The organism is Hymenobacter defluvii (assembly GCF_017589435.1).
Lineage (GTDB): Bacteria > Bacteroidota > Bacteroidia > Cytophagales > Hymenobacteraceae > Hymenobacter > Hymenobacter profundi.
The window spans coordinates 139,456-154,820 of sequence record NZ_JAGETX010000002.1; the positions used below are offsets into that span (position 1 = coordinate 139,456).

The window sequence follows — 15,365 nt, forward strand, 5'->3', positions numbered from 1 at the left end:
GCCACCCACCTTTCTTACCTCATGCTGAAAATCAACAAACAAGACGCCCTCAACTACCACTCCCAGGAGCCTGCCGGTAAGATTGAGGTAGTGCCCACCAAGCCCGTTAGTACGCAGTCTGACTTGGCGCTGGCCTACTCGCCGGGGGTAGCCGAACCGTGTTTGGCCATTGCCGCCAACCCCGATGATGTGTATAAATACACCGCGAAGGGCAACCTGGTGGCCGTCATCAGCAACGGCACGGCAGTGTTGGGTCTGGGCAACATTGGCCCCGAGGCCAGCAAGCCGGTGATGGAGGGTAAGGGCGTATTGTTCAAAAAGTTCGCGGGTATTGATTGCTTCGATATTGAGATTGATGCCACGGACCCCGACGAATTCATTCGCATTGTGAAGGCCCTGGAGCCTACCTTCGGCGGCATCAACCTAGAGGACATTAAGGCGCCCGAATGCTTCCGCATCGAAACGGCCCTGCGTGAGCAGATGAACATCCCGCTGATGCACGACGACCAGCACGGTACGGCCATCATCACCTCGGCCGCCCTGCTGAATGCGTTGGAACTGGTAGGCAAGAAGATTGACGAGGTGCAGTTGGTGGTGAGCGGGGCCGGCGCGGCCGCTGTGTCGTGTTTGCGGCTATACTTGGAGTTGGGTGTGAAGTTGGAGAACGTGGTAGTGTTCGACAAAGACGGCGTTATCAATCCCCAGCGCACCGATCTGGCTGATATGCAGATGCGCTTTGCTACCCAGCGGCCCGTCACGACGCTGGCCGAGGCCATGCGCGGCGCCGATGTGTTCCTAGGCCTATCGGCGGCCAACGTGCTGCCGGCTGAGCTGCTGCTGACAATGGCCGACAATCCCATTGTGTTTGCCCTGGCTAATCCGAACCCGGAAATCGACTACGACTTGGCCATGGCTACTCGGCCGGACATCATTATGGCCACGGGCCGCTCCGACCATCCCAACCAGGTGAACAACGTACTGGGCTTCCCCTACATTTTCCGGGGGGCGCTGGACGTGCGGGCCACGGAAATCAACGAAGCCATGAAGCTGGCTGCCGTACGCGCCCTGGCCGACCTGGCGAAGGACGTAGTGCCCGACCTCGTGAACAAAGCCTACGGCGACAACACGTTGGCCTTCGGACGCACCTACCTGATTCCCAAGCCACTAGACCCACGCCTGATTACCACTGTATCGCCGGCCGTAGCGAAAGCCGCCATGGAAAGCGGCGTGGCCCGCCGCCAGATTACGGATTGGTTTGTCTACGAAGACGAGCTGCGCGGCCGCTTAGGCGTGAGCCAGAAGCTACTGAACCGCGTGACGTCGGCGGCCAAATCCAACCCCAAGCGGGTGGTGTTTGCCGAGGGCGACAACTACAAAATCCTCAAAGCCGCCCAAACGCTGGTGGATGAGGGCATTGCCAAGCCCGTTTTGCTGGGCAACCGCCAGAAGCTGGAAGAAATTGCCCGCGCCAACAACCTGGACCTTGCCGGCTGCGAAATCATCGACAACATCCAGGAAAAGGCGACCCGCGAGGAGTTTGCGCAGCTATTGTTTCAGAAGCGCCAGCGCAAGGGCATCACGCTCTACGAGTCGCAGCGCCTGATGCGCGAGCGGAACTACTACGGCTCGATGATGCTGGAAACCGGCCAGGCCGACGCGTTTATTACGGGTTTGACCAAGGACTACAGTAAGTCGATTCAACCTGCGTTGCGGGTGATTGGGGTAGACGAGAGCGTGAAGCGCGTGGCTGGTATGTACATCATCCAGCACAAGCGCGGGCCATTCTTCTTCGCCGATACCACCGTAAACATCGACCCCACGGCCGAGGAAATGGTGGACATTATTGGCTTGGCGGCGCGTACCGTGCGTTTCTTCGACAACGAGCCACACATTGCCGTGCTCAGCTACTCCAACTTCGGCTCCAACCCCGGCCCTGTTCCCGACAAGTCGCGCCGCGCCACGGAGCTAGCCAAGCAGCGCTACCCCGACCTGATTCTAGACGGCGAGATGCAGGCCAACACCGCCCTAAATCCGCAGCTGTTGCAGGAGCAGTACCCGTTCTCGGAATTGGCCAAGTACGGCGGTGCCAACACGCTCATCTTCCCGACGGTACTAGCCGGCAACATTGCCTACAAAGTGATGCAGGAGCTGGGCGGCGCCGAGGTAATTGGGCCGGTGCTGATGGGTATGCGCAAACCGGTGCACATTCTGCAATTGGGCGCCTCGGTGCGCGAGATTGTGAACATCACGGCCATAGCCGTGGCCGATGCGCAGCAGCTGGCGAAGGGTAGGCAGCAACTATAAGTAGCAGCACAGGCACCGGCTTATTAATTTTTCGATAGCTTGATAAAAATTGATAAGCCGGTGCCTTTTATAAGAGGTTTCGTTGTTTGCTGCTTATTGCTGCTATGCCTGAACAGCTGCCGGCAAGCTCCCGCCAATCCGCAGGCCGATGTATGGGCCATTATCGGCGCGGTAGTGACCAATCCGCAGCTCTGGAATTTCGCGCGGCCTCATGCTGAGCAGCAAGGCTTCATTTCCGTTCGATTTTCGAATCCCGTGGTGTACAACCGCCGGTTTATTCCAATCAGCAATTTCGAGCTGCCAGGGCGCTACCCGGTGCGGTGGGTGAAGGTGACCCCTACTGAGCCGTTGTTATCCATAGAAGCTTTTTCCATTGATGACAAGCAGGCGGCTATTTTACTCCGAATGCCAGTGCAGGGCGTAGTAGCTACTTTTTACCTCACCAAACAAGAAACCTGGGCCATCTGGCACGCGGAAGTAAGCGAGAATTAAAGAATGTACTCGGCACAACCCAGGGCCATTATTTCCTTTCGCCGGGGATAGATTACGTGTCCAAACGTGTTTATCCGTAGCTTTCCACTCACAGAGAAGCACTTTCTGTTTCTAGCTCATCCTACCCTCTGCTATGATTGCCTATATCGACGGCACGCTTGCCTATAAAGACCCTACCCTCGCCATTCTCGACGTGCACGGCATTGGCTACGAAGTGAAGATTTCGCTGGCTACCTACTCCAAACTGCCCGCCGAAAACGAGAAGGCAAAACTTTTCACTTACCAGCATATCAAGGAAGACGCCAATACGCTCTACGGCTTTCTGGACCCCAACGAAAAGGCGCTGTTTATGCACTTAATTTCGGTGTCGGGCATCGGGCCAGGCACGGGCATTGTGATGGTGAGCAGCATGAGCGTGGGTGAAATCCGGCACGCCATTGTGAGCGAGGATGTGCGTTCCATTCAGAGTATCAAGGGAGTTGGCCCGAAAACTGCCCAGCGGGTGGTACTGGAGCTGAAAGACCGGTTGCGGAAGGATGAGCTGTTGGCCAAAGCCGGCGTGGATACCGTGCCACTGGCCAAGGCACACAATACCAACCGCTCCGAAGCGTTAGCGGCTTTGGTGACTCTGGGCTTCGCGCGGACAGCGGCAGAAAAGGCGTTGGATACTATCCAGCACAAGCACGGCAACGAGCTGAGCATAGAGGAATTGATTAAGTTTGCTCTTAAGACCCATTAGCGTTCTTCCCGGCCGTGCGGCCGTTTCACTTCCTTGAGCTTCGATAAGAAACACCTCTCCTCCTCGCTGGTTCTGTGTGCGTTGCTGGTGACCTGGTGGTCGCAGGCGAAGCCGTTGAGTACAAACGCTACTCGGTTGCACCAGCTCCTGACACACCTACCCGTGGTGGCGCAGCTGCTGCCCGATACCCCGCGCGTGGTGCTGCCCGATACCAGCCGCTACCGGCCCAGCTCGCGCCCCAAAGTGGCGCCCGCAGACCGGCAGGGTATTACGTCGCCTACCCGGCGCCGTTCGCCCCTGCTGCTCGACCAGCCCGCCAACGTGAAACCCGAGGTAGTGGCGAGCGACAGTTTAGACTACTACGACTTAAACGAGAAAATAGGTTCGGATATCGACTATCGGAATCCGAGTCGGATGACGTTTGAGGAGTATTCGCGGTTTCGGCAACAGCAGGCTGTGCGCGATTATTACCGCGAAAAGGCCGCTGGCGGTGTAACTGGCGGCGCCAACACGCCCGCTACGGCCCAGCGCCTGATTCCGAAAATCTACCTCGGCCCCATGGCCGACCGCATCTTCGGGGGTAGCTATGTAGACATCCGGCCCCAGGGCGCTGTGACGCTGCGCATGGGCGCGCGCTTCAACCGCAACGAAAACCCTACCCTCACGCTCCGCCAGCAGCGCACCGGCGACTTCAACTACGAGCAGAACATGAACCTGAACCTCACCGGCCAGATCGGGGAGAAGATGCGGGTGACGTTCAACTACGACACGAAAGCGGCTTTCGAGTTCGAGAACAACATGAAGCTCGACTATACGGGCTACGAAACGGAGATTATCCGGAAGGTGGAGCTGGGCAACGTGAGCCTACCCCTGAACAACTCCTTGATTACGGGCGGTCAGAACCTGTTTGGGGTGAAAGCCCAGCTGCAATTCGGGCGCCTGGGCGTAACGGCCGTAGCCAGTACCCTGCGCGGCCAGCAAGACGCCGTGACGGTGCAGAACGGCGGGCAGAGCCGCAACTTTGAAATCAAGGCCAGTCAGTACGAAAACAACCGGCACTTCTTCCTGTCGCAGTTTTTCCGCGACCGGTACAACGCGGCCTTGCGCAACCTACCCACCGTGCAGAGCGGCATTGAAATCCGCCGCTTGGAGGTGTACGTGACCAACGACAACCGCACCGCCACCGACCTGCGCAACGTGGTGACGCTGATGGACCTGGCCGAACCGTTCCGGGTATACCGCCCGCAGTTCCTGGCCGGCAACCGCACGACGAATACGCCCCCCGGCAACGGGCAGAATACCGAATATGAGCAGGTACGCCGGGATCGTGGCAACCTCACCGTAGACAACTCTTTGAACGCGTTGGGGCTGGTGAAAGCCACTGACTTCGAGCGGGTGCGTGCCCGTAAGCTGGCCCCTACCGAATATACCTTCAATGCCCAGCTGGGCTACCTTTCGCTGAACACGCAGCTGCTACCCGAGCAGGTGCTGGGCGTGAGCTACGAATACCTCTACAACGGCCAGGTATACAAGGTAGGCGAGCTGGTGGACGACTACGCCAGCGTGAATGCCGATCAGGTGATTTTCCTGAAGATGCTGAAGGCCACCAACCCCGGCGTGGGCCTGGCCGACCCCAACGTGAATCCGCAGAATCCCAACCTGCTCACGCGCAACCTCCCTACCTGGGATTTGCTGATGAAGAACGTGTACTCGCTGAATGCTACGCAGCTCAACCGCGAGAACTTCCAGCTGCAAGTGGTGTACAAGGACGATGTGACGGGTGTGGACTTGATTTCGCTGAAGGAAGGGCAGAGCGTGCAGAACGTGCCGCTGATTCAGGTGCTCAACCTCGATAACCTGAACCCCAACAACGACCGAAACGCCGACGGCAACTTCGACTTTATCTCGGGCATCACCATCGACCCTACCCTGGGGCGCATTTACTTCCCAGAGGTAGAGCCGTTTGGCAATTACTTGCAGAACCAGTTTGTGGCCGGCACCGAGCAGGGACTGATCGACAAGTACGTGTACTCGGCCCTGTATAATCAAGTGCAGAGCGATGCCCAACAGGTGCAGGACAAGGACAAGTTTTTCCTACGCGGGCGCTACCAGGCTACGTCTACCGACGTGATTAGCCTACCTGGTTTTGGCATTGCGCAGGGTTCGGTGCGGGTGTATGCGGGGAGCACGCTGTTGCAGGAAACGGTTGACTATCAGGTGTTCTACGATCAGGCACAGGTGAAAATCCTGAACCCAAGCTACCTCAATTCGGCCAACGAGCTGCGCATCACCTTCGAGAAAAACGCGGTGGTGCAGGTGCAGCCGCGCCGCCTCATTGGCACCCGTCTCGACTACCGCCTCAGCCCCGACATCAACTTTGGCGCTACCATGCTGAAGCTGATTGAAAACCAGGCCCCCGGCATCAACCGCGTGGCCATCGGCGACGAGCCCAACAACAACACCATCTACGGCTTCGACGTGAACATGCGCCGCGAGTCGCGGGCCCTCACCAAGTACTTGGATATGCTGCCGGGCCTCAGCACCAAGGCGCCGTCGTCGGTGGCCTTTAGTGGGGAGTTCGCCAAGCTAGTGCCGGGCAAAACGGAGCTAGGCCGCGGCGAGAACGGTGTTTCCTACCTCGACGACTTCGAGAATGCACGCACGCCCTACACGCTGGCCGGCCTGAACTCGGCCACGGTGTGGCGCCTGGGTGCTACCCCCCTACCCATCCAGGGCTCACAGGAGCAAGGACTGCCGTTCGCCTACCATCGCGCCAAAATGGCTTGGTACACCGTAGATCAGACGTACTACTCCAACGGCCCCAGCAAGCCCAACAGCATTGGGGCGCAAGAGCTGCGCAACCACTATGTTCGAGGCATTCCGCGCACCGAGATTTTCCCGGCCCGCGACGTGGGCGCTACTGGTAACGGTTTTGAGCTGCCCCTGGACTTAGCCTACTTTCCAACCGAGCGCGGGCAGTACAACTATAACCCACAGGCTACTCCTGACCCCAGAGACCCCACCCGTACCGCATTGCTCGGGTTACCTCAAAGTAACTACGGCGCCATCAGCCGCGAAATCACCTTCGATACGGACTTCGACAACGCCAATGTAGAGTATATCGAGTTCTGGATGATGGACCCGTTCATTCAGAGCAACAACGGCAATAACGTCATCCGCGATGGGGTGAACGAGACGGTAGCCTCTGCCAACCCTGGCGGTGATTTTTATATCAACTTGGGCTCGGTGTCGGAAGATGTGCTGCGCAACAACAACATTAACGAGTTTGAGAACGGCCTACCCGACGGCGTTAATAATGCACCCAATCTAACGCAGAATACTGTGTGGGGCCGGGCTACCACCCAGCAGTTTTTGACCGATGCCTTCTCGGCGGCCAATGGGGCGCGGGCGCAGCAGGATGTGGGGCTGGACGGGGTAGACAATACCGCCGAAAAAGCGCTGGGCGTACCCGGTCCGTTTTCTGGCCTGGACGACCCAGCCGGCGACGACTTCCTGCACCACCTCTCGGGCCAGTACGATGGCAACCCGGCCGGCAACCACATCCTGGGTCGCTATAAGCAGTACAATGGGATGGAGGGCAACTCCACCTCCGATACCAACCAAAGCTCCACTGCCTACCCCGACAAGGAAGACCTGAACCGCGACAACGTGGTGACGGACCTGGAGCGCTACTACGAGTACCGCCTGCAAATCCGGCCCAACAACATGGTGGTGGGCCAAAACTACATTGTGGACAAGGTGACGCGCTCCATTGCCGGCTCCAATGGCGAGTCGGTGTCGTGGTACCAGTTCCGGGTGCCGGTGCGGCAATATTCGGCTGTGCGCGGCACGCCCAACGGGCAGCCGTTTGGCTTCAAATCCATCCGGTTTGTGCGCCTCTACCTCACGCAGTGGCAGCAGCCGGTGGTGCTACGCCTGGTGCAGCCGCAGTTTGTGGCCAACCAGTGGCGCCGCTTCCTGAGCACCATTGCTACCCCCGGCCAGCCCGTACTCAACAACGATACCGATGCTGAGGGCTTTGCTATTTCGACGGTGAGCTTGGAGGAAAACGGCGCCTCGGCCAATACGTCGGGTGCCATTCCGTACGTACTGCCGCCCGGCATTCAGCGCGACCAAGAGTATGGTTCCAGCACCGTGAACCGCCGGCAAAACGAGCAAAGCCTACGCCTGACAGTGGACGGCCTACGCGACGGCTACGGCAAGGCGGCGTATAAGAACATTCAGATCAGCCTGTTGCGGTACAAGCAACTGCGGATGTTCCTGCACGCCGAAACGCAGGAAGCCAACGTGAACGATGGCGACGTACGCGCTTTCATCCGCATCGGCACCGACTACACCCAGAACTACTACGAGTACTCGCTGCCCCTGCAAATCACCCGCACGGGCGCATCGACTACCTCCGAAATCTGGCCCGATGCCAACCAGATTCAGGTGGCGTTCCAGGATTTTATCAATGCCAAAGCGGCCCGTAATGCCGTTGCCGTTCAGAATAATCTGGGGTCAGAATTTTATTTTACTCCCTTTACTTATACTGAAAACTTGCCCACTGGGGCTACCATCACGGTAGTAGGCAACCCCGACTTCTCGCAGGTGCAGGGTGCCATGATTGGCGTTTTCAACCCCCTGGACAACGGCGTGAGTAAGTCGGTAACGGTGTGGGCCGATGAGTTCCGGGTGTTTGAGTTCGACCGTAAGAGTGCCTGGGCCGCCACAGCCCGCTTCAACACTCAGCTAGCCGACGTGGCCAACGTGACGGCTACGGGCAGCTATGTTACCTCGGGCTTCGGTGGCTTGCAGGATAAGCTTCAGCAGCGCACGACCAGCGACATTATGCGCGGTGATGTGAATGCCACCATCGCGGCCGACAGGTTCCTGCCCGAGAAGCTGGGCCTACGGCTGCCTGTGTTGGTGCAGGCGGGCTCCGAGGTCAGCAAGCCCGAGTACGACCCGCTGGATCCTGATACCAAGCTCAGCCAGTCGCTGCAAAAATTTGGCTCTGATAGAGAACTGCGCCGCGAGTACGAGAAGGAAGTCGTTTCGCAAACCAGCCAGCGCAGCATCAGTGTTCTGAACGCGCACAAGGAGCGCACCGACCCGCAGAAGCCGGTGCGCCCCTATGATATTGAGAACTTTGCGGTGAGCTATGCCATTACCGAGCGCACGCACACCGACATCAATACCGACAAAGACTACACTCGTACCTTCACGGGGGCGCTGGCCTACGTGTACCAAACCACGCCCAAAAACTACACGCCGCTGGCAGGTCTGAAAGCCCTAGACTCGCCCTACCTGAAGTTTTTGCAAGAGGTGAACTTCACGCCCCTACCCTCGCGCTTCTCGTTCCGGGCCGACCTGGACCGACGTTACAACGAGCGGTTTTTGCAGCGTGTGCTGGAGCCTGGTACCCTTCCTGTTTCAACGGGCGCAGGTATTTTCCAGAAAAGCTTCTACTTCAACCGCATCTACGACCTGAAGTGGGACCTGACCAAATCCTTGATCCTAGATTACACGGCCAACAATCGCGCTATCGTGGATGAAGGGGTAGGCCGAGCCGTGGGTGGCTCCGATCAGGCCCAGCAAAACCGCGACCTGATTCGCGACAACCTTTTGCGCGGGGGCCGCACCACCAACTTCACCCAACTAGTAGCCGTAACGTGGCGCGTGCCGCTGGACAAATTCCCGCTCACCGACTGGGTATCTATCAATGCGCGCTATTCGGCCAACTACACTTGGCAAGCGGCTTCCACGGCCCTGCGCGTGCTGCGCGACCCCTATGCTCCGCTGACCTCCGACAGCACTACCCTCGGCAACACCATCCAGAACAACGGTGAACTGAGTGGTACGGGCAAGATTGATTTGGTGAAGCTCTACAACAAGGTGCGCTTCCTCAACATCATCAACAACGCCCCACCGCCACCGCCCGTACAGCGCGACGAGAAAGGCCGCATCATCAAGCCCAAGCCTACCCCACCCGGTGCCCCTGGTGTGGCCGGTGCCCCCGCCGATACCACCCGCAAAGCCCCCGAGTTCCGGGCGCTGAAAGCAGTGTTGCGCTCTTTGATGACAGCCCGCTCCCTGGACTTCACCTACACCCGCAGCAACGGTACGCTGCTGCCGGGCTACCTGCCCAGCACGCAGTTTTTCGGGATGAACAACTCGTTTGATGCGCCGGGTATTCCGTTCATCCTGGGCAAGCAGTACAGTAAGTTTACAGAACTGGATATGCTGTACCAGCGCGCCGCCAGCAACGGGTGGTACACCGAGCGCAGCGACCTGCTGAATACGCCGCTCAGCTCCCTGCTCACCGATAATCTGACACTGCGCACCTCCCTGCAACCCTTCCGCGACTTCAACATTCAGTTGGATGCCCGCCAGCAGCGCGTCCGCAACCGGGAGGTCTTCTACCGTCGGGCTATTGATGAAGAAACGTTGCTGCCCGTGCCAGGCGCTGTAGCTACAGCAAGTAACCCGTTGGGGTCGGGGTCATTCAGCACCTCGTTCATCTCCATCCAAACGCTATTTGGTGACCGGTCGGCGGAGGGCACGATTTCCAAGGCCTTCAACCGCTTCGTGCAGAACCGGGCGTTCGTGTACGACCGTCTGACTGCTGCCAATACTGCCCCCGGCGTGTACAGCTACAACTCGCAAGACGTGCTGCTACCCGCTTTCCTGGATGCCTACCGCGGTAAGTCGTCGGATGGCTACGAGGCGAAGGGGTTCAATCCGACCAAGCAGTTCAACGTTCCGCTGCCCAACTGGACTATTCAGTACAACGGCCTGGCACAGCTGCCCTTCGTGCAGCGCTATTTCCGCTCTGTCACGCTCAAGCACGCCTATACCTCGGTCTACAGCATCAACAGCTACACTACCTCTACTCTGTATAAGGCTGCGCCTGACGACAATGCTTTTTCAACCGTTACCAACGATAACAGCCTGTTTGTTCCCTACTATATCTTAGGACAGGTGACGATTTCGGAGCAGCTGGCCCCGCTGATCGGTATCAATTTCCAGACCCTGCAAAAAGTATCCGGCAACCTGGAGTACCGCGTAACGCGCAACGTGGGCCTGAACACCATCAACGCCCAGGTAACGGAGCTGCACACCACCGAGATGGTGATAGGCTTTGGCTACGTAACGGACCGCCTGAAACTGCCTTTCCGCATTGGGGGCGAGCAAAAAGTGCTGCGCAACCAACTCAACGCCCGCCTGGATATGTCTATCCGGGACAATACAATCATCCAGCGCACAATTGAGGATGTGGTAGACGGTGCATATGTAGGTACGCCCTTCAGCCTAGTCACCAGCGGTACCCGCCAGGTGCTGCTACGCCCTACCATCGACTACACCCTCAACCAGCGCCTGAACCTGCAATTCTACTTCACGCGCACCGTTACGGCTCCGCGCGTACAAAACTCCTTCCGCAACGCGGCTACCGAGGGCGGCATTCAGCTTCGCTACAGCTTGTCGCAGTAAATAGTGAGTTTTGAAATGGTGAATGAAAAAGCGTCTGTCATCCTGAGTGCAGCGAAGGACCTTGTGCCCGCAGAACGAGTCGTTAATACGTCTGTCGTTCTAGCGTGATAAGGTCCTTACGCTGCGCTCAGGATGACAGACGCTTTTTCATTCACCATTTCACAAAATCACCTCTCACCATTTCACAACTTCACAAACTCCCCCTTTCACCATTTCACTCTTCGCCTTTTCCCGTACTTTTGGGAGCTGTTCATTTTAACCTGGCTTTGCATGAATCTCCCCGCTGAACTGAAGTATACCAAAGAGCACGAATGGGTGCGCGTTGAAGGCGACGTAGCGTATGTAGGCATCACCGACCACGCGCAGAAAGAGCTGGGCGACATCGTGTATGTAGACATTGATACACTGGACAAGGACGTAGCCCAAAACGATGTATTCGGGACGGTAGAGGCCGTGAAGACGGTTTCGGACCTATTTAGCCCCCTCACCGGCACCGTGCTGGAAATCAACCCCGCCCTCGACGGTAGCCCCGAGTTGGTGAACTCCGACCCCTATGGCGATGGCTGGATGATCAAAATGTCGGTAGGCAATGCCGCTGAACTGGACGAGCTGCTGACGGCTGAGTCCTATGGCGAAATCGTAGGCGCGTAAGTTGACAGCTTCTACAAGCATAACGCCGTCCGCGTCGCCGCGCGCCTTTGCTGGCGTGCCGGCCGCGTGGGCGGCGTTGGTGTTGGTGCTGACCCTCACACCAGCCCAAGAAATGCCCGACACGCCGCACTGGGAGTTGCTGTCGTTTGACACGGCTGCCCATGCAGGCGTTTTCGCGGTACTGTCTTTCACCAGCTATATCTCGGCCCGGCGGCAGCGCCGTTTCCCTACACTGCATAGGCAGGCAATGTGGTTGGTGGGTATTGGCTGTACTGTATTTGGAGCGCTGATTGAGGTGCTGCAAATGACTATGAACCTAGGCCGCCACGGCGAATGGTCCGACCTCATTAGCGACACACTGGGTACCGTGGCGGGCTTGGGCGCGGCTTGGCTACTGCGGCGCTGGTGGCAGGCCTAATGGCTACCGGGCGCCGTTGGCTGCTGCTGGGGATAGGGTGCCTACCCTTTGGAGCACTGGCGCAGGACATGGCCCGCGCGCGCCAAACCATTGCTACCCTCGCCGCGCCCCAGATGCACGGCCGCGGTTACGTCCGAGGCGGCGACCGGCGCGCCGCTGCCTATCTGCGGCAGCGGTTCCAGCAGCTGGGTTTGCAGCCCTTAGCACCTGACTATACCCAGTCGTTTCCGCTGGATGTAAATACCTTTCCGGGGAAGCTGCAACTGGAGCTTCGTTTCGGCATGCTGCGGTTTCCGATGCTGGGCCGCTCCCGCCAGTTGCAGCCGGGCAAGGAGTTTATTGCCGCTCCCGAATCAGGGTCAGGCAAAATAGGCGGACCGTTTTCAGCGGCACCCGTTATTCGCCTCGATACGCTGGTTTTCACAGATGCCGCGGCCCAGCAGCGCCTATTGAAACGCCCCTGGTACGGGGGCGGCGTGGCAATCCGTAGCGCCGACGTACCTCGCTTGGCTACCCTTCCCCTACCCCTACAGCAGCACCTCGACTCGGCGGCGTTACGCTTCACGCTAGTACCTAAGCTCACGGCCTCACTGGCTCCCACGCAGGCTGGCCAAGTACGCCTAGATATTTTGGAATCAGTTTGGCAGAAGTATGCTGCTAAACAAGATGACCTAGCAGCGCAGGTAGCTGTGCGGGTAGATGCAGAACTGAAACACGACTACCAAACCCAAAACCTGATTGGGATACTGCCCGGCACCACCCAGCCCGATTCGTTCTTGGTTGTTACGGCGCACTACGACCACCTGGGCACAATGGGCCGCCGCGCCTACTTTCCCGGCGCCAACGACAATGCGAGCGGCACAGCCATGCTGCTGGAGTTAGCCACCTACTATGCTCGACCCGAAAACCGGCCGGCTTACTCCGTGGTGTTCATTGCCTTTGGTGGTGAAGAAGCTGGTTTAGTTGGTTCACGCTACTTCGTGCAGCACCCGTTGGTGCCCCTACCCCGCATCCGGTTCTTGCTCAATCTAGACTTGTTGGGTACTGGTGAAGAAGGCATTACCGTGGTGAATGGCCGTGTTTTGCCCGATGCTTTTCAGCGCTTGCAACAGCTCAACGAGGCCGAGCATTTTGTGCCTTCCGTAGCAGCCCGCGGCAAGGCAGCCAATTCCGACCATTACTATTTCACCGAAAGCGGTGTGCCTGCCTTTTTCCTCTACACCCGTGGCGGCCCTACTGCCTACCACAATGTGCACGACCAGGCTGCAGCACTACCCCTAACGGCTTTTTCCGGCGTGTTCAGGTTGATTATTCGGTTTCTGGCTTCGTTTTAAGTAAGCAAGCGAACCCAAGAGCGTATTATTCTATCATTCGAAGCAGCTGCCGAAACGCGCTACGGTCATGCTGATATGCACAAAAAACCACTAGCACATCACCGATTGGTGACGTGCTAGTGGTTTTTACACTCTTCGGCTGACGTGCTTTTTCTTAGCCGTTGGTACGCAGGGAACCCATAATCTGCTTGGCTACCGTTTCCCACTCGGGCTTTTGGCGGTCGGCGCAGGTGAAGGTGCACATGAGCAGTTTGCCCTCCACATCGGTGAAGAACACCAGCGTATATACCTCGTGGCCCAGTTCCGGCTTCATCAGCTCCATGTAGCCCATCTTACGGCCATTGATTTCGCGCACGCCGTTTGAAAACCACTTGGCGTTCTTGAACTGCTTGGTATACGTCTTGTAAAACGTTTCAGCGTACATGTCGATCATGTCCTGATCAGCTGCGTTGTCGGTGTAGGTGAAGGCAACGCTGGCTTCCTTGCTGTTGGTGTAGATAACACTCGGGCGGCTTTGGGCACTTCCGTAGTTGAAATCCATTTGCTGCTCGCTCATCACCTCGAAGCCTTTGGGAATGAGAATTTCAACCCGCTCGCTTAGCACGCGCTTCTTAATAAGCTCCACCTCAGCGAACGGGCGAGCTGCCATCAGAAGCATAGACAGGCAGAGAAACGGAAGTAGTAAAGCTTTTTTCATAACATTTACTTGAAAAAAGATGAATTTCAAAAGAATAATGGGTCTGTTACAAAACAACCCCCTGCTTGATTAGCACAATTTACTACGAATAATCTTAAAGACAAGTTTTGCCCAAAAGAAATATTTTTATGCTATTGCACCTCATCTCCTAAAATCCTGCCAATTTCATCTAAAAACGTCAATCATAAGCACATAAATCTTTAAGTTAATTATACACACATAGTAGACAACATTAATAAAGTACTGTAAACACGTATCAAAATATAAACTTGCTATCATTTAAAAGTACTATAAAAATCAATCTAAACCGTGCAAGAGAGCCTATAGTTTATAGGATATTATTTATTTGCTCTTTGATTTTCTCTAGCTCCTCCTTCATACTCACCACTAGATGCTGAATGGTGGAATCATTGGCTTTCGAGCCAATGGTGTTGATTTCGCGGCCGATTTCCTGAGAAATGAAGGCGAGTTTTTTGCCTGTAGGTTCGGGCAAATACACCGTTTCGGTGAAGTAGTGCAGGTGGTTGATGAGGCGCACCTTTTCTTCAGCAATGTCGAGCTTCTCGATGTAGTACAGCACCTCCTGCTCGAAGCGGCTGGCGTTGAAATTTTCCGTCGCAGCTAGCTCACTCAGATGGTTTTGCAGGCGTTGCCGCACCTGGGTAATGCGCGTCGGGTCGTGGCGCTCTACGTCGGCCAGGGCTACGCGAATGTGGTCGATATAGCCCAGAATTTCGGTGGTCAGGGCCTGGCCTTCGTCGCGGCGAAACTGGTTGATGCGCTCCAGCGCCTCGTGCACTAGCGGCAATAGCTCGTCCCAAGTGATTTCCACTTCCGGCTCAGCCAGTTGATCGGGGCCGGCCAGCACGCCGGGTAGGCGCAGAGCCGCCAACAGGGTTTCCTCGCTGGCAGGCAGGCCTAATTCTTCCGCTATGGTTTTCACCTCCTGATAGGCCGCCAGTAGCGCTTCGCGGTTGAAGATGGTAGCAGCGCGGGCGCCGGCGGTACGGCTCACTTCGAAATTCAGGTTGACTTTCCCACGAATTAAACTCTTAGCTAACAAGTTACGCACCTCCAACTCGCGGTCTTGCAGGAAGCGGGGTAGGCGCAGGCTCAGGTCCAAAGTCTTGGAGTTGAGCGACTTAATTTCAACGGTGGCGGTGTAACGGTCGGTTTCGCGGTGGGCGATGCCGTAGCCGGTCATGGACAGGAGCATGGTAGGAAGACAGTTAGAGT

General features: G+C 57.1%; 9 protein-coding genes. 7 read left to right on the forward strand and 2 right to left on the reverse strand.

Translation table 11 applies throughout. The annotated features are described in order from the left end of the window. Positions 1–21 precede the first annotated feature (21 nt). The 7 genes from J4D97_RS04750 (at position 22) to J4D97_RS04780 (ending at position 13,432) form a co-directional block, all read left to right on the forward strand. The gene (locus J4D97_RS04750; RefSeq protein WP_208306594.1) at positions 22–2,304 is read left to right on the forward strand and encodes an NADP-dependent malic enzyme; all 2,283 of its coding nucleotides are present in this window, start codon (positions 22–24) and stop codon (positions 2,302–2,304) included. Positions 2,305–2,400: 96 nt separating this feature from the next. After that, positions 2,401–2,796, forward strand: a complete 396-nt coding sequence (locus J4D97_RS04755; protein WP_208306595.1) for a hypothetical protein — start codon at positions 2,401–2,403, stop codon at positions 2,794–2,796. Positions 2,797–2,929: 133 nt separating this feature from the next. Further along, positions 2,930–3,535 carry a Holliday junction branch migration protein RuvA gene (ruvA, locus tag J4D97_RS04760; RefSeq protein WP_208306596.1) on the forward strand — a complete coding sequence of 202 codons (606 nt, stop codon included), beginning with the start codon at positions 2,930–2,932 and terminating at the stop codon, positions 3,533–3,535. A gap of 33 nt (positions 3,536–3,568) precedes the next feature. Beyond that, positions 3,569–11,029 (forward strand): cell surface protein SprA, encoded by a 7,461-nt coding sequence (gene sprA / locus J4D97_RS04765; RefSeq protein WP_243900164.1) that lies wholly within the window; start codon positions 3,569–3,571, stop codon positions 11,027–11,029. 270 nt (positions 11,030–11,299) lie between these two features. After that, a complete protein-coding gene (gene gcvH / locus J4D97_RS04770) occupies positions 11,300–11,680 on the forward strand; it encodes a glycine cleavage system protein GcvH (protein WP_185281495.1) in 381 nt (126 codons plus the stop codon). A 1-nt stretch (position 11,681) separates the two neighbouring features. Continuing rightward, the gene (locus J4D97_RS04775; protein ID WP_208306597.1) at positions 11,682–12,098 is read left to right on the forward strand and encodes a VanZ family protein; all 417 of its coding nucleotides are present in this window, start codon (positions 11,682–11,684) and stop codon (positions 12,096–12,098) included. Beyond that, the gene (locus J4D97_RS04780) at positions 12,098–13,432 is read left to right on the forward strand and encodes a M28 family metallopeptidase (protein WP_208306598.1); all 1,335 of its coding nucleotides are present in this window, start codon (positions 12,098–12,100) and stop codon (positions 13,430–13,432) included. The genes J4D97_RS04775 and J4D97_RS04780 overlap by 1 nt, the downstream gene beginning before the upstream one ends. A gap of 154 nt (positions 13,433–13,586) precedes the next feature. On the opposite strand, the gene J4D97_RS04785 is transcribed toward J4D97_RS04780, so the two are convergent. Continuing rightward, entirely contained in the window at positions 13,587–14,081 is a 495-nt protein-coding gene (locus J4D97_RS04785; RefSeq protein ID WP_185281498.1) for a hypothetical protein, read from the reverse strand. Positions 14,082–14,457: 376 nt separating this feature from the next. Next, the gene (locus tag J4D97_RS04790; RefSeq protein ID WP_208306599.1) at positions 14,458–15,345 is read right to left on the reverse strand and encodes a YicC/YloC family endoribonuclease; all 888 of its coding nucleotides are present in this window, start codon (positions 15,343–15,345) and stop codon (positions 14,458–14,460) included. Positions 15,346–15,365: the final 20 nt, after the last annotated feature.

What these genes read in the sequence shown, in the direction of transcription:
- J4D97_RS04750 (WP_208306594.1), top strand. Translation starts at nt 22, where the DNA reads ATGCTGAAAATCAACAAACAAGACGCCCTCAACTACCACTCCCAGGAG.
- ruvA (WP_208306596.1), top strand. Translation starts at nt 2,930, where the DNA reads ATGATTGCCTATATCGACGGCACGCTTGCCTATAAAGACCCTACCCTC.
- gcvH (WP_185281495.1), top strand. Translation starts at nt 11,300, where the DNA reads ATGAATCTCCCCGCTGAACTGAAGTATACCAAAGAGCACGAATGGGTG.
- J4D97_RS04780 (WP_208306598.1), top strand. Translation starts at nt 12,098, where the DNA reads ATGGCTACCGGGCGCCGTTGGCTGCTGCTGGGGATAGGGTGCCTACCC.
- J4D97_RS04785 (WP_185281498.1), bottom strand. Translation starts at nt 14,081, where the DNA reads ATGGCAGCTCGCCCGTTCGCTGAGGTGGAGCTTATTAAGAAGCGCGTG.
- J4D97_RS04790 (WP_208306599.1), bottom strand. Translation starts at nt 15,345, where the DNA reads ATGCTCCTGTCCATGACCGGCTACGGCATCGCCCACCGCGAAACCGAC.